The organism is Streptomyces sp. NPDC127190 (assembly GCF_042672505.1).
Lineage (GTDB): Bacteria > Actinomycetota > Actinomycetes > Streptomycetales > Streptomycetaceae > Streptomyces.
Window position 1 is genome coordinate 1 of record NZ_JBHXVE010000054.1, and the last position, 19,256, is coordinate 19,256.

The 19,256-nt window shown below is 72.6% G+C and carries 17 protein-coding genes; 5 read left to right on the forward strand and 12 right to left on the reverse strand.

What is annotated here, in order from left to right; genetic code table 11:
• Positions 1-608 precede the first annotated feature (608 nt).
• On the forward strand, positions 609-1,658 hold the full coding sequence (gene trpS, locus ACFVIU_RS38695) for a tryptophan--tRNA ligase (protein ID WP_385848454.1): 1,050 nt from the start codon (positions 609-611) through the stop codon (positions 1,656-1,658).
• A 79-nt stretch (positions 1,659-1,737) separates the two neighbouring features.
• Here the strand turns inward: trpS and proC are convergent, their stop codons facing one another.
• From proC to ACFVIU_RS38725, 6 genes are all read right to left on the reverse strand, one after another.
• Positions 1,738-2,550, reverse strand: a complete 813-nt coding sequence (gene proC, locus ACFVIU_RS38700; protein WP_385848455.1) for a pyrroline-5-carboxylate reductase — start codon at positions 2,548-2,550, stop codon at positions 1,738-1,740.
• A 62-nt stretch (positions 2,551-2,612) separates the two neighbouring features.
• On the reverse strand, positions 2,613-3,398 hold the full coding sequence (locus tag ACFVIU_RS38705; RefSeq protein ID WP_385848456.1) for an ABC transporter permease: 786 nt from the start codon (positions 3,396-3,398) through the stop codon (positions 2,613-2,615).
• Positions 3,395-4,210, reverse strand: a complete 816-nt coding sequence (locus tag ACFVIU_RS38710; protein WP_385848457.1) for an ABC transporter ATP-binding protein — start codon at positions 4,208-4,210, stop codon at positions 3,395-3,397. The genes ACFVIU_RS38705 and ACFVIU_RS38710 overlap by 4 nt, the downstream gene beginning before the upstream one ends.
• Before the next feature lie 75 nt (positions 4,211-4,285).
• A complete protein-coding gene (locus ACFVIU_RS38715; RefSeq protein WP_385848458.1) occupies positions 4,286-5,080 on the reverse strand; it encodes a class I SAM-dependent methyltransferase in 795 nt (264 codons plus the stop codon).
• Positions 5,081-5,178: 98 nt separating this feature from the next.
• Positions 5,179-5,691, reverse strand: coding sequence for an EamA/RhaT family transporter (locus tag ACFVIU_RS38720; RefSeq protein ID WP_385848459.1), 513 nt, complete (start codon positions 5,689-5,691; stop codon positions 5,179-5,181).
• Positions 5,692-5,765: 74 nt separating this feature from the next.
• On the reverse strand, positions 5,766-6,077 hold the full coding sequence (locus tag ACFVIU_RS38725; protein WP_385848460.1) for an SH3 domain-containing protein: 312 nt from the start codon (positions 6,075-6,077) through the stop codon (positions 5,766-5,768).
• A gap of 180 nt (positions 6,078-6,257) precedes the next feature.
• Between ACFVIU_RS38725 and ACFVIU_RS38730 the strand changes: the two genes are divergently transcribed.
• Positions 6,258-8,462 carry a PQQ-binding-like beta-propeller repeat protein gene (locus ACFVIU_RS38730; RefSeq protein WP_385848461.1) on the forward strand — a complete coding sequence of 735 codons (2,205 nt, stop codon included), beginning with the start codon at positions 6,258-6,260 and terminating at the stop codon, positions 8,460-8,462.
• Positions 8,463-8,528: 66 nt separating this feature from the next.
• On the opposite strand, the gene ilvD is transcribed toward ACFVIU_RS38730, so the two are convergent.
• The 4 genes from ilvD to ACFVIU_RS38750 form a co-directional block, all read right to left on the reverse strand.
• A complete protein-coding gene (ilvD, locus tag ACFVIU_RS38735) occupies positions 8,529-10,382 on the reverse strand; it encodes a dihydroxy-acid dehydratase (RefSeq protein WP_385848462.1) in 1,854 nt (617 codons plus the stop codon).
• A 168-nt stretch (positions 10,383-10,550) separates the two neighbouring features.
• Positions 10,551-11,156, reverse strand: a complete 606-nt coding sequence (locus ACFVIU_RS38740; protein ID WP_385848463.1) for a TetR family transcriptional regulator — start codon at positions 11,154-11,156, stop codon at positions 10,551-10,553.
• Positions 11,153-11,971: a sugar phosphate isomerase/epimerase family protein gene (locus ACFVIU_RS38745; protein WP_385848464.1), complete on the reverse strand. Its 819-nt coding sequence runs from the start codon at positions 11,969-11,971 to the stop codon at positions 11,153-11,155. Before ACFVIU_RS38745 ends, ACFVIU_RS38740 begins: the two co-directional genes overlap by 4 nt.
• 154 nt (positions 11,972-12,125) lie before the next feature.
• A complete protein-coding gene (locus tag ACFVIU_RS38750; RefSeq protein ID WP_385848465.1) occupies positions 12,126-13,064 on the reverse strand; it encodes a Ppx/GppA family phosphatase in 939 nt (312 codons plus the stop codon).
• A 71-nt stretch (positions 13,065-13,135) separates the two neighbouring features.
• On the opposite strand from ACFVIU_RS38750, the gene ACFVIU_RS38755 reads away from it, so the two are divergent.
• Positions 13,136-13,984: a hypothetical protein gene (locus ACFVIU_RS38755; protein ID WP_385848466.1), complete on the forward strand. Its 849-nt coding sequence runs from the start codon at positions 13,136-13,138 to the stop codon at positions 13,982-13,984.
• A 10-nt stretch (positions 13,985-13,994) separates the two neighbouring features.
• On the opposite strand, the gene ACFVIU_RS38760 is transcribed toward ACFVIU_RS38755, so the two are convergent.
• Complete coding sequence (locus ACFVIU_RS38760) at positions 13,995-14,402, reverse strand: hypothetical protein (RefSeq protein ID WP_385848467.1); 408 nt, start codon at positions 14,400-14,402, stop codon at positions 13,995-13,997.
• Between the two features lie 139 nt (positions 14,403-14,541).
• The gene (locus tag ACFVIU_RS38765; RefSeq protein WP_385848468.1) at positions 14,542-16,335 is read right to left on the reverse strand and encodes a hypothetical protein; all 1,794 of its coding nucleotides are present in this window, start codon (positions 16,333-16,335) and stop codon (positions 14,542-14,544) included.
• Between the two features lie 207 nt (positions 16,336-16,542).
• On the opposite strand from ACFVIU_RS38765, the gene radA reads away from it, so the two are divergent.
• The gene (gene radA, locus ACFVIU_RS38770; RefSeq protein ID WP_385848469.1) at positions 16,543-17,952 is read left to right on the forward strand and encodes a DNA repair protein RadA; all 1,410 of its coding nucleotides are present in this window, start codon (positions 16,543-16,545) and stop codon (positions 17,950-17,952) included.
• Between the two features lie 80 nt (positions 17,953-18,032).
• The gene (gene disA / locus ACFVIU_RS38775; RefSeq protein WP_385848470.1) at positions 18,033-19,157 is read left to right on the forward strand and encodes a DNA integrity scanning diadenylate cyclase DisA; all 1,125 of its coding nucleotides are present in this window, start codon (positions 18,033-18,035) and stop codon (positions 19,155-19,157) included.
• The last annotated feature ends 99 nt before the right edge of the window (positions 19,158-19,256 follow it).

A 19,256-nucleotide genomic window follows, 5' to 3' on the forward strand; every position in this document is an offset into this window, starting at 1 on the left:
CTGGCGTTGATTTTTGGCACGCTGTTGAGTTCTCAAGGAACGGTCGCTTCCTTTGTACTCACCCTCTCGGGCTTTCCTCCGGGCGCTTCCCTTCGATCTTGCGTTTCCGACTCTATCAGATCCTTTCGGCGTCTGATCCCCAGTCAGCGGGGTTTGTCTTCCCGGCCGTTGGGCCGTTCCGACGAGTGAGACTTTAGCGGATTCCTGGCTCCCGAGCTAATCGGGGGCCGTGCCCTTTCGAACGCGGATTCCTCATTTCGCAAATACGCACGCCAAAACAGTCGGCGCCGGAGCGTCGATCGAGTGGGTGGTTCCTGCGAAGTGGCTGTCCGGGGACCGACCGGAGTCGGCGCTCACGTCGGACAACTCGGAGAACAGTACGGATCGGGGTGGGGCGTGTCAACTCATCCCCGCGATGCCCCCCTGAGGCGTACGCTGTGAGGCGTGATGACGCGTACGTGCACCCAGCTCTGGTGGGCCGCCTGACCGGCGGCCGTACTCACGTATGCATTCAACGGCCGCCGCCTCGGCGGCCGTTCGCGTATCTCCCTCCGGAACCCGGGGGCCGGCCGCAGCGGCGGCGGTCCCGACCAGAAGGTGGAGTGGAGATGACTCGGGTCTTCAGTGGGATTCAGCCGACCGGGCACCTGACCCTGGGGAACTACCTGGGGGCCATGCGCCGGTGGGCCGAGGTCGACCAGCACCGGGCGGAGTCCCTGTTCTGTGTGGTGGACCTGCACGCGCTGACCGTGGACCACGATCCGGCGCGGGTGCGCAGGCTGAGCCGGCAGACGGCGACGCTGCTGCTGGCGGCCGGGCTCGACCCCGAGGCGTGCACCGTGTTCCTCCAGAGCCATGTCGACGAGCACAGCCGGCTGTCGTACCTGCTGGAGTGCGTGGCGACGGACGGCGAGATGCGGCGGATGATCCAGTACAAGGAGAAGGCCGCGAAGGAGCGGGAGCGCGGTGGGAGCGTGCGGCTGTCGCTGCTGACGTATCCGGTGCTGATGGCGGCGGACATCCTGGCCTACGGCACGGACGAGGTGCCGGTCGGGGAGGACCAGGCCCAGCATGTGGAGCTGACCCGGGATCTGGCGGTGCGGTTCAACCAGCGGTACGGGCACACGTTCGCCGTGCCGAGGGTGACGCTGCCGCCGGTGGCGGCGCGGGTGATGAACCTCCAGGAGCCGGCGAAGAAGATGGGGAAGTCGGACGAGTCCGGGGTGGGCGTCGTCTATCTCCTGGACGAGCCGGACGCGGTCCGCAAGAAGGTGATGCGGGCCGTCACCGACAGCGGTCGGGAGGTCGTGTACGACAGGGAGGGGCGGCCCGGGGTGGCCAATCTGCTGGAGATTCTCTCTGCGTGCACGGGCGGGAACCCTGAGTCACTGGCGCGCGTTTACGACTCGTACGGCTCTTTGAAGAAGGACACCGCCGAGGCCGTGGTGGAGGTCCTCAGGCCGTTGCAGGAGCGGCACCGGGAGCTGTGTGCGGATCCCGGCTATGTGGAGGGGGTGTTGCGGGATGGGGCGGAGAAGGCACGGGCTATGGCTCGGCCGATCGTCGATACCGCGTACCGGGCGATCGGGCTGCTGCCGCCGGTGACGGAGCCGGAGGCAGGGGCTGTGGCGGGTCCGGGGGTGCGGGCCGGGCGCTGAGCGCTGCCGCGGGGCAGGGCCGGCGGGGCGGCGGGGTGGGCCGGTCTCGGCCGTCCGCCGCCTCTGCCGGGGTGCGGGGTCAGTCCTTCTTGCCGGAGGCCAGCTCGCGGCTGCGGTCGCGGGCGGCTTCCAGGGCGGCGATGAGGGCGGCGCGGACGCCGTGGTTCTCCAGCTCGCGGATGGCGTTGATGGTGGTGCCGGCCGGGGAGGTGACGTTCTCGCGGAGCTTCACGGGGTGCTCGCCGCTGTCGCGGAGCATCACGGCGGCGCCGATGGCGGACTGGACGATGAGGTCGTGGGCCTTGTCGCGGGGCAGGCCGAGCAGGATGCCGGCGTCGGTCATGGCCTCGACCAGGTAGAAGAAGTAGGCGGGGCCGGAGCCGGAGAGTGCGGTGCAGGCGTCCTGCTGGCTCTCGGGCACGCGGAGCGTCTTGCCGACGGCGCCGAAGATCTCCTCGGCGTGTGCGAGGTGCTGCTCGGTGGCGTGGCTGCCGGCGGAGATGACGGACATGGCCTCGTCGACCAGGGCCGGGGTGTTGGTCATGACGCGGACGACCGGGGTGCCGGCGGTGAGGCGCTCCTCGAAGAAGGAGGTGGGGATGCCGGCGGCGCCGCTGATGACCAGGCGGTCGGCGGGGACGTGCGGGGTGAGTTCGTCCAGGAGGGTGCCCATGTCCTGCGGCTTGACCGTGAGGATCAGGGTGTCCGCGGTCTTCGCGGCCTCGGTGTTGGTGACCGGGGTGACGCCGTAGCGGGTGCGGAGTTCTTCGGCGCGTTCGGGGCGGCGGGCGGTGACCAGGAGGTCGGCGGGGGCCCAGCCGGCCCGGATCATTCCGCTGAGCAGGGCTTCGCCGATCTTGCCGGTGCCGAGGACTGCGACTTTCTGGCTCATGCGGTCAGTTTGGCACCGGGGGCTGGGGGCGGGGGGTGTGTGTCCGGTGGGCGGAATGGTGATCAGGGCGTTCTGCGGCGGAGGGTTGCGGCGCCCAGGGTCAGGACCAGCAGGGCACAGCCGGCGACGATCAGGACGTCCCGGACGAAGGTGGCGGTCGTGCCGGTGTGGGTCAGGACCTGGTTCATGCCGTCGACGGCGTACGACATCGGGAGGACGTCGGAGAGGGCCTCCAGGACGGGGTGCATGTTCGAGCGGGCCGTGAACAGGCCGCAGAGGAGGAGCTGGGGAAAGATCACGGCGGGCATGAACTGGACCGCCTGGAACTCGGAGGCGGCGAAGGCGGAGACGAAGAGGCCGAGGGCGGTGCCGAGCAGGGCGTCGAGGAGGGCGACGAGGAGGAGCAGCCAGGGCGAGCCGGTGACGTCGAGGCCGAGGCCCCAGAGGGCGAGTCCGGTGGCGAGGGCCGACTGGACGATGGCGATGGCGCCGAAGGCGAGGGCGTAGCCGGCGATGAGGTCGGCCTTGCCGAGGGGCATGCTCAGGAGGCGTTCGAGGGTGCCGGAGGTGCGTTCGCGCAGGGTGGCGATGGAGGTGACCAGGAACATCGTGATCAGCGGGAAGATGCCGAGCAGCGAGGCGCCGATGGTGTCGAAGGTGCGCGGGCTGGCGTCGAAGACGTAGCGCAGCAGGACCAGCATCAGGCAGGGGACGAGCAGCATCAGCGCGATGGTGCGCGGGTCGTGGCGGAGCTGGCGCAGCACGCGGGCCGCGGTGGCGGTGGTGCGGGCGGCGTTGAGGGTGCGGGTGGGCGCGGGGGTGGTGGGCGCGAGGGTGGTGGTGCTCATCGGGTGCGCTCCTTGGTGCGGTCGGCCGCCGCGGCCTGGTCCACGAGGTGCAGGAAGGCGGCTTCGATGGTGTCGGTGCCGGTACGGGTGCGCAGGGCGTCCGGGGTGTCCTCGGCGAGGATCCGGCCTTCGCGCATGAGGAGGAGGCGGTGGCAGCGCTCGGCCTCGTCCATGACGTGGGAGGAGACGAGGAGGGTGGCGCCGCGGGTGGCGGCGAGATGGTGGAAGAGGTTCCACAGATCGCGGCGGAGGACGGGGTCGAGGCCGACCGTGGGTTCGTCGAGGACGAGGAGTTCGGGGGCGCCGAGGAGGGCGACGGCGAGGGAGACGCGGCTGCGCTGGCCGCCGGAGAGGGCGCCGGCGAGAGCGTCGGCGTGGCTGGTGAGGTCGACGTCGGCGATGGCCCGGGTGACGTGGTCGCGGCGGCGTTCGGCGGCGGCGCGGCCGGGGTCGAGGACGGCGGCGAAGTAGTCGAGGTTCTGCCGGACGGTGAGGTCGTCGTAGACGGAGGGGGCCTGGGTGACGTAGCCGATGCGGGTGCGCAGACCGAGGTGGCCGGCGGGGTGGCCGAGGACGTCGAGGGTGCCGGTGACCTTGGCCTGGGTGCCGACGATGGCGCGCATGAGGGTCGACTTGCCGCAGCCGGAGGGGCCGAGCAGTCCGGTGACCTGGCCGCGGGGGACGGTGAAGCGGAGGTGGCGCAGGACGGTGCGGGGTCCGCGGACGACGGTGAGGTCGTCGGCGTGGATGGCGGGGAGGTGGTCGGCGTGGGCGGCGGCTGGGGACGGGGGCCCCGACGCATAATTCATCATGTGATGAATACTCCGCCTGGGAGTGCCCGTGGTCAAGGGCCGGACGGGGCGCGCCCGCGTGCGGAACGGCAGCGGTCAGGGGGTGGTGACGGCGACCAGCAGAAGGACGTCGTACGCCTCCTCGACCGTGCCGTCCGGGAAGGCCTTCAGCAGATGGGCACGCTCGGATTCCAGGAAGGCGGTCCTGCGTTCCTCGGGCAGGAGGAGGAGAGCCGAGTGGCTGCCCATGTTGGCGAGGTGGGTGTCGACGGACACGCGGCGGCTCCAGCGGACCGCGCGCCGGGTGAAGCGGAGCCGGCCGCTGGGGTCGGCCAGGTCGGTGCGCTCGACGGCCCGGCGCTTCTCGGCGGCGATGTCCCGGCCGAGCAGACGCCCGGTGCGGTCGGCCCGCTCGGCGATCCACTCGACGTCCAGGGCGTCGGTGTTCCACCACAGCGCCAGCGCGCCGCCCGGCCGCAGCACGCGCAGGGCCTCCGGTACCGAACGGGCCGGGTCGGTCCAGTGCCAGGCCTGGGCGTAGGTGAGGAAGTCGGCGTGGGCGTCGGCCACCGGGAGGGCGTTGCCGTTGCCCCGGACGAGGGGGACGTGCGGGAGTCGGCGGCGGAACTCGGCTGCCATGCCCTCGCCCGGTTCGACGGCGACGACGTCGGCGCCCCGGGCGTGCAGCAGGGCGGTCGCGATGCCGGTGCCGGCGCCGGCGTCCACCACCGTGGCGCCGGTCAGGGACCGGCCGGCCAGTTCCTCGACGGCGTCGAAGAGGGCGGGCGGGTAGGAGGGGCGGTTCGCGGCGTACTGGGCGGCGGCGGAGTCGAAGGAGCGGGCGCGGGCGGCGTGGGCCTCGGCGTCCCCGGGCGGCTGGGTGGCGGTCATGCCGTCATGGTGCCGGGAGGTGACCGGGCGGGGGCAACGCCTTATCTGCTGCCGATCCGCTTATCTGCTGCCGATCCGCCGCCGATGTGCCGGCGCTGTCATCCGCGGCGCTTCTTCTTGCCCGGGTTGCCCGAGCGGCGGGTGGAGCGGCGGGCGTGGTCGGCGCGGGCCTGGTCGTACTCGGCGCGGTGCAGTTTCTCGCCGGGGGCCTCGGTGAGGGAGCGGAAGAAGTAGGCGAGGAGGGAGCCGACGAAGCCGATGGCGAGCAGACCGCGCAGGGAGGCCTGGCGGGCCGGGTCGTGCCGCTTGTCGAAGCCCTCCCAGGTGTTGCGGAAGGCGAGCGCGGTGCAGATCGCGAACATGCCGATGACCAGGACGGTCACGAAGGTGCCGGTGTCGGCGATCTGGATGCCCTGGTAGGCGACGCGCAGCACCAGGCAGGAGACGGCGGCCGCGGCGAGGGAACCGACGGCGACACCGGCGCGGCGGGCCGCGTAGCCGTTGTCGTGGTTCACCCAGGAGGTGCCGAAGAAGCGCAGGGGCTCGGGTCGGGGTCCGCTGTTCGCCGCGGTGCCCGCCGGGCTGTCCGGGCTGCCGGTCTCATCGCTCACCCGACGATTATGGCTCCGGGCGGCCGCGGGCCGAGGCCGGGTCCGGTGGCGCCGGCGGCCTCGGCCCGCAGGGGTCAGGAGCAGCGCGGGGCTATGTAGCCGTCGCTGCCGGTGTGGATGTAGGCGTCCGAGGCGTACTCGCCGTTGTCGACGTTGTCCCAGATGTTGGTGGTGCCGTAGGGGCCGCTGACGGTCGTACCCGAGGTCTGGCAGTAGATCGGCACGTGGGAGCCCTCGGGCAGGACACGGACGATGGGGTAGCCGGTGCCGGGGCCGCTGCGGATGTTCAGGCGGACGCCCGGTGCGACGGCGTACGTGCGCACGGCCGTCTCCGTGACCAGCTGGTCAGGAGCGTCCTGCTCGCGAGAACCCTGCTCAAGGGACATGTGTCGTCTCCCCCCGAAAATCCCATGCCCGGCATGGGATGCCGTTGATTGTCTGGACGCGAGTGCTTAAACACCAGTTCGCGACTCGCACGCGGAGGCTAGCAAGCCGCCTCTGTCTCGTACGAGTCATCGACTAGGCTCCGTGCGTCGCGCGCGGACGATCAGCACGGGGGGCGGTCCATGACGCCACAGCGCAGCACCGGAATGGGCCCGGAAGCCGAGCTTCCCGAGTACGTCGGCCACTACCGCCTGGAGTCGTGTCTGGGCTCGGGCGGCATGGGGGTCGTGCACCTCGCCCGCAGCACCTCCGGGCTGAAGCTCGCCGTGAAGGTCGTCCACGCGGAGTTCGCGCGGGACCCCGAGTTCCGGGGGCGGTTCCGGCAGGAGGTGGCGGCGGCCCGGCGGGTCAGCGGTGCCTTCACGGCGCCGGTGGTGGACGCCGATCCGGAGGCCGAACGACCCTGGATGGCCACCCTGTTCATCCCGGGTCCGACGCTGTCCGAGCAGGTGAAGCGGAACGGCCCGATGAATCCGGCGCAGGTGCGGCGGCTCATGGCCGGGCTCGCGGAGGCGCTGCGGGACATCCATCGGGTGGGCGTCGTGCACCGGGATCTCAAGCCGAGCAATGTGCTGCTCGCCGAGGACGGGCCGAAGGTCATCGACTTCGGCATCTCCCGGCCCAAGGACAGCGAACTGCGCACGGAGACGGGGAAGTTGATCGGCACGCCGCCGTTCATGGCGCCCGAGCAGTTCCGGCGGCCGCGGGAGGTGGGGCCCGCGGCGGACATCTTCGCCCTCGGGTCGGTGCTGGTGCACGCGGCGACCGGGCGGGGGCCGTTCGACTCCGACAGCCCGTACCTGGTCGCGTACCAGGTCGTGCACGACGAGCCGGATCTGACCGGCGTCCCGGAGAGTCTGGCTCCGCTGGTGCTGCGCTGTCTCGCCAAGGAGCCGGAGGAGCGGCCGACCCCGGACGAGTTGATGCGGGAACTGCGGTCGGTGGCGGCGTCGTACGACACCCAGGCGTTCATACCGGCCCAGCGGGCCGGTGCGGGGGAGGTGCCATCGGCGCCGGTCCCACATACGGGTGCGGGTGCGGATCGCGGTGCGGGTCGGTGGCGGATGTCCCGGGTGGTCTCCCGACTGGGTTCCCGCCTGGGTTCCCGCCCGGGCTCCCGGTGGCGGTCCCGGCGGGTTCTCGTCGCGGCCGTGTCCGTCGTACTCGTGCTGGGTGGGGTGCTCGCGGCGGTGCTGTGGCCGGAGGGTGCCGCGGGGCCTGCGGTGACGAAGGGCGCGCGGTCTGCCGGGGCCGGGTTCGCCGGGTGGCGGGTCCGGCCGGTCGGGGGCGGCGCGGGCATGCCGCAGTGCACCTACGGCGTGGGGCGGGTGCTGTGTGTGCGCTCGGGTACGGCCTTCGCCCTGGACGCCCTGGACGGCCGGCTGCTGTGGCGGCGCACGGTCGGCGGGGCGCCGGCCGGCGGGGTGCCCGCGCTGGCGGACGGGGTGCTGCTGCTGCCGGCGAACGGCGGGCGGCGGGTCGTGGCGCTCGACGCCGCCTCGGGGCGGCCGCGCTGGCACCGGGAGCTGCCCGGGGCGCCGAGTGTGCAGGTCGCCGGCGGCATGCTGGTGATCGCCGGTGCGGACGGCACGATGACGGGGGTGTCCGGCACATCCGGCGAGACCGGCTGGCGGCGCCGGGTGACGACGGGCGCGACGGGCGGCACGCCGTCGCTCGCCCGGTACGACGGTGATCCGCTGGTCTACGCGACGACCACCGCGCTGGACGGCACGGCCACGCAGATCACCGCGTTCGATCCGGCCGGCGGTACCACCCGCTGGCAGGCGCGGCTGCGGGGGACGCTGCGGCCGCTCGGCAGCCGGGACGGCTCGCTGTTCCTGATGTCCGTGGACAACGCCTCCGCGACCACGGACGAGGTGCTGCGGTACACGCCGGCGACGGGGACGGCGCGGCGGGTCGCGCTGCCCGTCGCGCTCACCACCCCGGCGGCCGCCACCCACGGCGATGTCGCCTACCTCCTGGGCACGGGCGGCTCGCTGGACGCCGTCTCGCCGGGCGGTGAGGGCGGCGACGGTTCGGGCGGGGTGGGCAGGCGGCTGTGGCATCTGGAGACGGCCGTGAGCCGGGGGTCGGCGCCCGTGGCCACGGGGGCGTATGTGTACTTCAGCGCGCCGGACGGGCGGTTGCTCGCGGTGGACGCGCGGGACGGCCGGCTGGCCGGGCAGACGCCGCTGCGGCTGGGGGCCGGGTCGGGGCAGGTCGCCGGGGCGCTGTCGGCTCCGCTGGTGGTCGGCGGCCGGGTGTACGCGAGTGCGCCGGACGGGAGCGTGTTCGCGGTGGACGGCGGGGACCCCCGGGCCTGGTGAGCTGAGTAGGGCCGCCCCCGGAGGTTCCGGAGGCGGCCCTACTCGGTGCCGTGCTCGGCCGGTGCCTCAGCCCAGCTTGCTGACGTCCCGCACCGCGCCCTTGTCGGCGCTGGTGGCCATGGCGGCGTAGGCGCGGAGGGCGGCGCTGACCTTGCGGGTGCGGTTCCTGGGGGCGTAGACGCCGTTCAGGGCCTGCTCGCGGCGGGCCAGCTCGGCCTCGTCGACGAGCAGCTCGATGGTGCGGTGGGGGATGTCGATGCGGATGCGGTCGCCGTCCTGGACCAGGGCGATCGTGCCGCCGGAGGCCGCTTCGGGGGAGGCGTGGCCGATGGACAGGCCGGAGGTGCCGCCGGAGAAGCGGCCGTCGGTGATCAGGGCGCAGCTCTTGCCGAGGCCCCGGCCCTTCAGATACGAGGTCGGGTAGAGCATCTCCTGCATGCCCGGCCCGCCCTTGGGGCCCTCGTAGCGGATGACGACGACGTCGCCCTCCTTGACCTCCTGGGTGAGGATCCGCTGGACGGCCTCTTCCTGGGACTCGCAGACGACCGCCGGGCCCTCGAAGGTCCAGATCGACTCGTCGACGCCGGCGGTCTTGACCACACAGCCGTCGACCGCGAGGTTGCCCTTGAGGACGGCCAGGCCGCCGTCCTTGGAGTAGGCGTGCTCGGCAGAGCGGATGCAGCCGCCCTCGGCGTCCTCGTCCAGGGCCTCCCAGCGCTCGGACTGGGAGAACGCCTCGGCGGAGCGGACGCAGCCAGGGGCCGCGTGCCAGAGTTCCACCGCCTCCGGGGAGGGCGAGCCGCCGCGGACGTCCCAGGTCTTCAGCCAGTCGGCGAGGGAGGGGCTGTGCACGGCGTGGACGTCCTCGTTGAGCAGGCCCGCGCGGTGCAGCTCGCCGAGGAGGGCGGGGATGCCGCCGGCGCGGTGCACGTCCTCCATGTAGTAGGTGCGGTCCTTCGCGACGTTCGGGGCGACCTTGGCGAGGCACGGCACGCGGCGCGAGACGGCGTCGATCTGCTCCAGCCCGAAGGGCACGCCGGCCTCCTGGGCGGCGGCCAGCAGGTGCAGGATCGTGTTGGTGGAGCCGCCCATCGCGATGTCCAGGGCCATGGCGTTCTCGAAGGCCTGGAAGGTGGCGATGTTGAGCGGCAGGACGGAGTCGTCGTCCTGCTCGTAGTAGCGGCGGGTGAGGTCCATGACCGTGCGGGCGGCGTCGACGTAGAGCTGCTTGCGCGCGGTGTGAGTGGCGAGGACCGAGCCGTTGCCGGGCAGGGAGAGGCCGATGGCCTCGGTCAGGCAGTTCATCGAGTTGGCGGTGAACATGCCGGAACAGCTGCCGCAGGTCGGGCAGGCGTTCTCCTCGATGCGGAGGATGTCCTCGTCGGAGATCTTGTCGTTGACGGCGTCGGAGATCGCGTCGACCAGGTCGAGGGTGCGGACCGTGCCGTCGACCAGCGTGGCGCGGCCGGACTCCATCGGGCCGCCGGAGACGAAGACGGTCGGGATGTTCAGGCGCAGGGCGGCCATCAGCATGCCCGGGGTGATCTTGTCGCAGTTGGAGATGCAGACCAGGGCGTCGGCGCAGTGGGCCTCGACCATGTACTCGACGGAGTCGGCGATCAGGTCGCGGGAGGGCAGGGAGTACAGCATGCCGCCGTGGCCCATGGCGATGCCGTCGTCCACGGCGATCGTGTTGAACTCGCGGGGGATGCCGCCCGCCTCGGTGATCGCCTCGCTGACGATCCGGCCGACCGGCTGGAGGTGGGTGTGGCCCGGCACGAACTCGGTGAAGGAGTTGGCGACCGCGATGATCGGCTTCCGGCCGATGTCCGCACCGGGTACACCGGAGGCACGCATAAGGGCGCGGGCGCCCGCCATGTTGCGGCCGTGGGTGACTGTGCGGGACCTCAGCTCGGGCATCGTCGCTCGCTCCTTCAGAGACTGCGATCAGGGAGACTGACCGTCAGAGAGACTGGCCGTCAGAGAGACTTCTGACTCCTTACGAGCCTACGCCGCCGCTCCACGGATTGGACGCCACTGTCCGGAATGCGGGACGGGCGTTCCAGCTTCGCCGGGTCGTCGGCGGCCTCAGGGAGCCGTCAGGTGGTGCTGCACCACGGGCGCCAGGCGGGCGACGATCTGGTCCAGGTCGGCCGAGGCCAGCGGCTCCAGCTTGATCACGTACCGCATCATGGCCGTACCGACCAGCTGGGCGGCGGCCAGTTCGGCGCGCAGCTCGGCGTCGGGAAGGTCCAGCTGGGCGGCGATGCGGCGCATCAGCTGGGTGGCGACCAGGCGGCGGAAGACGGCGGCGGCGGTCTCGTTGTTCACCGCGGAGCGCACGACCGCGAGCAGCGGGGTGCGGGTGACCGGGTTCTCCCAGACGCCGAGGACGAAGCGGGTCATCCGCTCCCCCACGCTGTCCACCGGGCCTTCGGCCAGCGCGTTCGGCGCGTCCAGCGCGGGCGCGAAGACGACGGAGACGGCCGCCTCGAAGACCTGCTCCTTGGTGCCGAAGTAGTGGTGGACGAGCGCCGGGTCCACGCCGGCCGCTTTGGCGATACCGCGTACGGACGTCTTCTCGTACCCGCGCTCGGAGAACTCCTCGCGGGCCGCGGTGAGGATGCGGTCGCGGGTGTCGGCGGACTCGGCGCGCGGCGGCCGGCCCCGCCGCCGTGCCGCGGTCCCGCTCATCGCCGGGGCACCCGGACCGCCGCGGCCAGGTGCCGGCGGGTGAAGGCCAGGGCCTCGGCGAGGTCGGCCTCGCGCTCGGCGCTGGACATGGCCCGCCGGGTGTTGACCTCGATGACGACATGACCGTCGAAGCCGGAGACGGCCAGGTGCTCCAGCACCTCGGCGCAGGGCTGGGTGCCGCGGCCGGGGACCAGGTGCTCGTCCTTGGCCGAGCCGCGGCCGTCGGCCAGGTGGACATGGCCGAGCCGGTCCCCCATGCGGCCGACCATGTCCAGGGCGTCGGTGCGGGCCGTCGCCGCGTGGCTGAGGTCGATGGTGAAGTGCCGGTAGTCGTGCCGGGTGACGTCCCAGTCGGGGGCGTAGGCGAGCATCTCGCGGTCCCGGTAGCGCCAGGGGTACATGTTCTCGACGGCGAACCGTACGTCCGTCTCGTTCGCCATCCGCCAGATGCCGTCGACGAAGTCCCGGGCGTACTGCCGCTGCCAGCGGAAGGGCGGGTGTACGACGACGGTGCTGGCGCCCAGCTTCTCGGCGGCCGTCCGGGCCCGCTGGAGCTTCACCCAGGGGTCGGTGGACCAGACCCGCTGGGTGATCAGCAGACAGGGGGCGTGCACGGCCAGGACGGGGATGCCGTGGTAGTCGGACAGCCGGCGCAGCGCCTCGATGTCCTGACTGACCGGGTCGGTCCACACCATGACCTCGACGCCGTCGTAGCCGAGGCGCGCGGCGGTCTCGAAGGCTGTCGCCGTGGACTCCGGATAGACGGAGGCGGTCGACAGCGCGATACGCACGTCTGCGTCCCTTGGTTCAGCCACGTCCGTCACCTTACGGGGTTGAGTGGTGAGGGTGTTTGGTGCGCCTGTTCGCCGTTGGGGGTTTGCTGGTCGCGCGGGTGCGGGTCCGTGTTGGTTGCTCGCGCCCACGCGGCGGAGCCGCATATCGATACAGCCCCGCGCCCCTTCGGGGGCGCTACTGCGACTCGTTGCCCATGTGGTCCAGGCGGCGGAGGATCACGCCTTCTCTCAGGGCCCAGGGGCAGACTTCCAGGTTTTCCACGCCGAAGAGGTCCATGGCGCCCTCGGCCACCAGGGCGCCCGCGAGGAGCTGGCCGGAGCGGCCGTCGGAGACGCCGGGGAGTTCGGCGCGCTGCTCGGAGGTCATGCCGGCCAGGCGCGGGACCCAGGCCTCCAGGGACTCGCGTTTGAGTTCCCGCTGCACATAGAGGCCGTCGGCGCTGCGGGCGGCGCCGGCGAGGCGGGCGAGCTGCTTGAAGGTCTTGGAGGTGGCGACCACGTGGTCGGGGGCGCCGAAGCGGCTGAACTCGCCGACCGTACGGGCGATCTCAGTGCGGACGTGGCGGCGCAGGGCGCGGACGTCCTCGGGGTCGGGCGGGTCGCCGGGCAGCCAGCCCGCGGTGAGCCGGCCGGCGCCGAGCGGGAGGGAGACGGCCGCGTCCGGTTCCTCGTCCATGCCGAAGGCGATCTCCAGGGAGCCGCCGCCGATGTCCAGGACGAGCAGCTTTCCGGCGGACCAGCCGAACCAGCGGCGGACGGCGAGGAAGGTGAGCCGGGCTTCTTCGGCGCCGCTGAGCACCTGGAGTCGTACGCCGGTCTCCTCGGCCACGCGCGCGAGGACGTCGTCGGCGTTGGCGGCGTCCCGGACGGCGGAGGTCGCGAACGGCAGCATCTCCTCGACGCCCTTGTCCTCGGCGGCCTGGAGCGCGTCCTTGATGACGGCGATCAGCTTGTCTATGCCGGCGTCGCCGATGGCGCCGCTGTCGTCGAGGAGTTGGGCGAGCCGAAGTTCGGCCTTGTGCGAATGCGCGGGCAGCGGGCGCGCGCCGGGGTGGGCGTCCACCACCAGCAGATGCACCGTGTTCGAACCCACGTCCAGGACACCGAGTCTCATACACGGAACGCTACTGCCAGAACTCCCCTGCTCGGTCCCCGTACCGGTTCCCGGCGACTTACCCTGGACGGGTGCCAAAGACGAAAAAGGCGAAATCCGGCAAAGCCGACAAGGTAGCCAAGGCGGACACGGTTCGTAAGGACGCCAAATCCCCCAAGGGGGCGAAGGTGAGCGACGAGAAGGGACTCGACTTCGCGCGCGCGTGGGTGGAGTTTCCCGACCCGGCGGACGACGAGCAGGTCTTCCGCTGCGATCTGACCTGGCTGACCTCCCGCTGGAACTGCATCTTCGGCAGCGGCTGCCAGGGCATCCAGGCGGGCCGCGCGGAGGACGGGTGCTGCTCGCTGGGGGCGCACTTCTCCGACGAGGACGACGAGAAGCGGGTCGCCGAGCATGTGGCACGGCTCACGCCGGAGATCTGGCAGCACCACGCCGAGGGCACACGGAACGGCTGGGTGTCCGAGGACGACGAGGGCTCCCGGCAGACCCGGCCCTTCCAGGGGTCCTGCATCTTCCAGAACCGGCCCGGCTTCGCGGGCGGCGCGGGCTGCTCGCTGCACATCCTCGCGCTGAAGGAGGGGCGGGAGCCGCTGGAGACCAAGCCGGACGTGTGCTGGCAGCTGCCGATCCGGCGGACGTACGACTGGATCGACCGGCCCGACGACACCCGGGTCCTCCAGGTGTCCATCGGCGAGTACGACCGCCGGGGCTGGGGGCCGGGCGGCCACGACCTGCACTGGTGGTGCACGTCGGCGACCTCGGCGCACGGCGCGGGCGATCCGGTGTACGTCTCCTACCGGGCCGAGCTGACGGAGCTGATGGGGAAGGCGGGGTACGACCGTCTCGTCGAGCTGTGCGAGCAGCGGCTGGCCTCTCAGCTGCCGCTGCTCGCTCCGCATCCCGCCGACCCGGCACCCTAGGGCCTCTCTCTCAGGCGGCGTCGAGGGCGGCGGTGATCTTGCCGGTCATCGCGGTGAGGGCGGGGCTGGGACCGCCCTTGTGGGCCTGGGTGCCGGCTTCGAGGGCGATGAGGACGGTGTTGCGGAAGTTCTCGGCCTCGGCCGCGTCCTGCTTCTTGAGCACCTGCATGGTGGTGGTGAGGGCGGGCAGGACGTGGTCGGCGATCTCGGCGGCGGACCTGCCGTTCAGGCCCTTGATCTTCCCCTTCTCGGCGAGGACGTGACCGACCTGGCCGGTGGCGGAGACGAGGGCGAGGACGCCGTGGGTGGCGACCTTGTGCGGGGAGCCGGCGGCGTCGGCGGCGGCCATGAGGGAGACGGCGCCGTGGGCGGCGGTGCGGAGGGTGTCCTTGTCCTGGGCGGTGAGGGCGAGCGACATGGTGTGGGCTCCTTCGGTGGGGTTCTTTCCTGCGGTCTTGCTGACAGGAAGAAGCCTGCGCCCGACCGGTTTCACCACGGCTTCACGATGCCCTCAGCGCGCTTTCAGCCGGCCCACGGCGCTGAGAGGCCCTGAAAAGCTAGCTGCCCGAGGGGCTCGGGGTCTCGCTGTCGGTCGCCGATGCGGACGGGGTGGGAGTCGGGGTCGGGGACCCGGGGTCCGAGGGGGGCGGGTCGGTGGGCCCGGCCGTGGGGCTGCCGGCCGGTGGGCTCGCGGGCGAGGTCGGCGGCGGGGCCGAGGACGCGGGCGGGGCGGTCGAGGAGGGCGGGGGTGTGGGGCGGGTGGGCGCCACGCCGTAGCCGTCGATGGTGACCACCGCGCCGGCCGGGGCGATCGCCAGCTGTGCGCGCCAGTGGCCGGAGGGCTCGCGCAGATGGTCGACGTACGCCTTGATGGTCAACGTCCGGCCCGGGTCGAGGGTTCCCGTGGACTGGCTGAGGTAGATCCAGGCGGCGGAGGTCGTCGCGGACCAGCGCACGGGCGCGGCGCCGGACACGGTGAGGGTGATCAGTGTGGTGTCGCCGTCGTTCGCGGCGCTCACCGCGAGCTGCCCGGCCGCCTGCGCACCGGTTCCGCCGACGGTGACGACCTGCACGGAGACGTCCGCCGTACCGTTCTTGCCCAGTCGGCTCCCGGGCTTCACGCGCGCGTTGCCCGCGTTCTCGTAGCCGCCGGCGGTGTCGCTGCCGAGGGCGTCGGGGCCCTGTTGTTCGCGGGCGGTGGCGGACGGGCCGTCCGGCTCCCCGGTCGGCGCCCCCCGGTAGGCGGCCCACAGGGCGAGGACGGGTGCAGCGACCACCGTGGCCACGACGGTCGTGGTGACCGCGCGGGAGCGCAGGCGGTCGCGGCGGGCCGCCCGGTCCTTGGGGTCCATCGGGAAGCCGCGCCGGTCGAAGCGGGGCAGGGCGGCGCCACGCGCGCGTGGCTGGTGCGCGAGTGCCATGGACAGGGCGGCCCGGGGGGCCTCCAGGACGGGCAGTTCGGCGGGGGTGACGGTGGCCCCGGGCCAGCGGCCCGGGACGGCGCGTTCCGCGGTGCGGCGGCAGCGCGGGCAGTCGTCGACGTGCCGGACCAGCTCGCGGCGCAGCGCCGTGCTGAGGACGAGCCGGCTGTCGCCGGTGAGGTGGGCGACGGCCGGGCAGCCGCCGGTCTCGACCACGGCGAGGGCCGCGCGGGTGCGTTCGACCTCGCAGGCGGCGGCGGAGAGCAGTTCGCGGGCGGCGGCCGGTGCGAGGCCGAGGACGGCGGCGACCTCGTCGGCGGCGAGATGGTGGCGGACGGCCAGTTCGAGGGCCTCGCGCTGCTCGGGGCTGGTGCCGGCCGCCTCGGGCCAGGCGAGCAGGGCGAGTTCGCGGCGCCGCTGCTCCTGGACCTCCGGGTCGGGGAAGCCCGCGCCGGCTCTGTCGGCTCTGTCCGCCTTATCGGCTTTGTCAGCCTTGCCGGTCTTGTCGGCGGTGGTGCGGCCCGCCGCATGGGTGGCCTGACGTTTCTGCTTGGCCTCGGCCAGCTTGCGCAGGCAGGCCCAGCGGGCCAGCGCGTACAGCCAGGCCCTGCGGTCGCCCGGGGCCTCCGGACCCCGGTGGCCGCGCCGCTCGGCCAGGGCGAGGACGTCACCGAGGGCGGCGATGGCGGCCTCGTGGTCGCACAGCACCGACAGGCAGTAGGTGAACAGACCGTCCAGGTACGGCTCGTAGCGCGCCGGCGGCCGCTCGGCGAGGGTGTGTGCGGCGGCGCGGTCGCGCGCCTCCCGTGCCTGCCGCGCCTCGCGCGCCCCTCGCGCTTCCCGTGCATCAGCTCGTGCTTCACGCGCCTCACCGCGCGCCCGGTGCGCGCCGGTGCTGCGGACGGTGGTCTCCGGACTGCTGCTCATCACCCGGCGACCGTAGGCGGCCCTGGAGTACCCCTTCGGGAACCTTGAGCACTTTTAATCCGTACGGGTGAAACGATCCCTCATAAGGGGACAGGGGCCCCGCATTCCCTGGCCGGTTCCCGATGGAGGGTGGCCGATACCGCACCCTACGGCACATTCCGCCCGCGGCCCGGGCGCCCGTTGTCAGTGCCGCGGGCTACGGTTTTCCGCATGGCTGCCCGTACGAAGACCACCAAGGACCGCCCGTCCTACCGCTGCACCGAGTGCGGCTGGCAGACGGCCAAGTGGCTCGGCCGCTGCCCCGAGTGCCAGGCCTGGGGCACGGTCGAGGAGTACGGCGCGCCCGCGGTCCGTACGACGGCACCGGGCCGGGTCAGCACCTCCGCGCTGCCCATCGGCCAGGTCGACGGCCGGCAGGCCACCGCCCGTACCACCGGGGTGCCCGAGCTGGACCGGGTGCTCGGCGGCGGGCTGGTGCCCGGCGCGGTCGTGCTGCTCGCCGGCGAGCCCGGCGTCGGCAAGTCCACCCTGCTGCTGGACGTGGCCGCCAAGTCGGCGAGCGCCGAGCACCGCACCCTGTATGTGACCGGCGAGGAGTCCGCGAGCCAGGTCCGGCTGCGCGCGGACCGCATCAACGCCCTGGACGACGATCTGTATCTGGCCGCGGAGACCGACCTCTCCGCGGTGCTCGGCCACTTGGACGAGGTCAAGCCGTCCCTGCTGATCCTCGACTCGGTGCAGACGGTGGCCTCCCCGGAGATCGAGGGCGCGCCCGGCGGCATGGCCCAGGTGCGGGAGGTGGCCGGGGCGCTGATCCGCGCCTCCAAGGAGCGCGGCATGTCCACCCTGCTCGTGGGCCATGTCACGAAGGACGGCGCCATCGCCGGCCCCCGCCTGCTGGAACACCTGGTGGACGTCGTCCTGCACTTCGAGGGCGACCGGCACGCGCGCCTGCGCCTGGTGCGCGGCGTGAAGAACCGGTACGGCGCCACGGACGAGGTCGGCTGCTTCGAGCTGCACGACGAGGGCATCACCGGTCTCGCCGACCCCAGCGGTCTCTTCCTGACCCGCCGCGCCGAACCGGTCCCGGGCACCTGCCTGACCGTCACCCTGGAGGGCCGCCGCCCGCTGGTGGCCGAGGTGCAGGCGCTGACGGTGGACTCCCAGATCCCCTCCCCGCGGCGCACCACCTCCGGTCTGGAGACCTCCCGGGTGTCGATGATGCTGGCGGTGCTGGAGCAGCGCGGGCGGATCAGCGCGCTCGGCAAGCGGGACATCTACTCGGCGACCGTGGGCGGGGTGAAGCTGTCCGAGCCGGCCGCCGACCTCGCCGTCGCGCTCGCGCTCGCCTCCGCCGCCAGCGACACTCCGCTGCCGAAGAACCTGGTCGCGATCGGCGAGGTGGGGCTGGCCGGCGAGGTGAGACGGGTCACGGGCGTGCAGCGCAGGCTGGCCGAGGCGCACCGGCTGGGCTTCACCCATGCGCTGGTGCCGGGCGATCCGGGGAAGATCCCGGCCGGGATGAAGGTGGTGGAGGTCGCGGACATAGGGGACGCGCTGCGGGTCCTGCCCCGCTCCCGTCGCCGAGAGGCCCCACGGGAGGAGGAGCAGCGCCGGTAGACTTTGCCCAGGTCTCGCCTGTCCGTACGAACCGCGTGCGGGTACGGGAGCGCGTCAGAACCTGCGACCGGAGGAGTGCAGTGGCAGCCAACGACCGGGCAGCAGCTCCCGGAAAGTCCGGTGGGAGTGCCGGTGCCGATGGCCTGATGCGTGCCTCCCTGAGTGCCGTGGCACCCGGTACGGCCCTGCGCGACGGCCTCGAGCGCGTCCTGCGCGGCAACACCGGCGGACTGATCGTGCTCGGCTCCGACAAGACGGTCGAGGCGATGTGCACGGGCGGTTTCGTGCTGGACGTCGAGTTCACCGCCACCCGGCTGCGGGAGCTGTGCAAGCTGGACGGCGGCATCGTGCTCTCCTCGGACCTGTCGAAGATCCTGCGCGCGGGCGTGCAGCTGGTGCCGGACCCGACGATCCCCACGGAGGAGACGGGCACCCGGCACCGCACGGCGGACCGGGTGAGCAAGCAGGTGGGCTTCCCCGTGGTCTCCGTCTCCCAGTCCATGCGGCTGATCGCCCTCTACGTCGACGGTCAGCGGCGCGTGCTGGAGGACTCGGCGGCGATCCTGTCCCGCGCGAACCAGGCGCTGGCCACGCTGGAGCGGTACAAGCTCCGGCTGGACGAGGTCGCGGGCACCCTCTCCGCGCTGGAGATCGAAGACCTGGTGACGGTCCGGGACGTGTCGGCCGTGGCGCAGCGGCTGGAGATGGTCCGGCGCATCGCCACCGAGATCGCCGAGTACGTGGTCGAACTGGGCACCGACGGCCGTCTTCTGGCCTTGCAGCTGGAGGAGTTGATCGCCGGGGTCGAGCCCGACCGCGAGCTGGTCGTGCGGGACTACGTCCCCGAGCCGACGGCGAAGCGGTCCCGCACGGTCGAGGAGGCGCTGTCCGAGCTGGACGCGCTGAGCCATGCGGAGCTGCTGGAGATGGGCACGGTGGCGCGGGCGCTGGGCTACACGGGTTCGCCCGAGACCCTGGACTCCGCGGTGTCGCCGCGCGGCTTCCGGCTGCTGGCCAAGGTGCCGCGGCTGCCGGGCGCGATCATCGACCGGCTGGTGGAGCACTTCGGCGGCCTTCAGAAGCTGCTGGCCGCGAGTGTGGACGACCTCCAGACCGTGGACGGCGTCGGCGAGGCCCGCGCCCGCAGCGTCCGCGAAGGCCTCTCCCGCCTGGCCGAGTCCTCCATCCTGGAGCGCTACGTCTAGCTTTGGCACCGGGCGCCTGAGAGCTCGGGGGGCGTGTGCTGTTCGGCGGCTGCGGATCCGTCGCGGCCGTTCGCGCAGTTCCCCGCGCCCCTTCAGGGG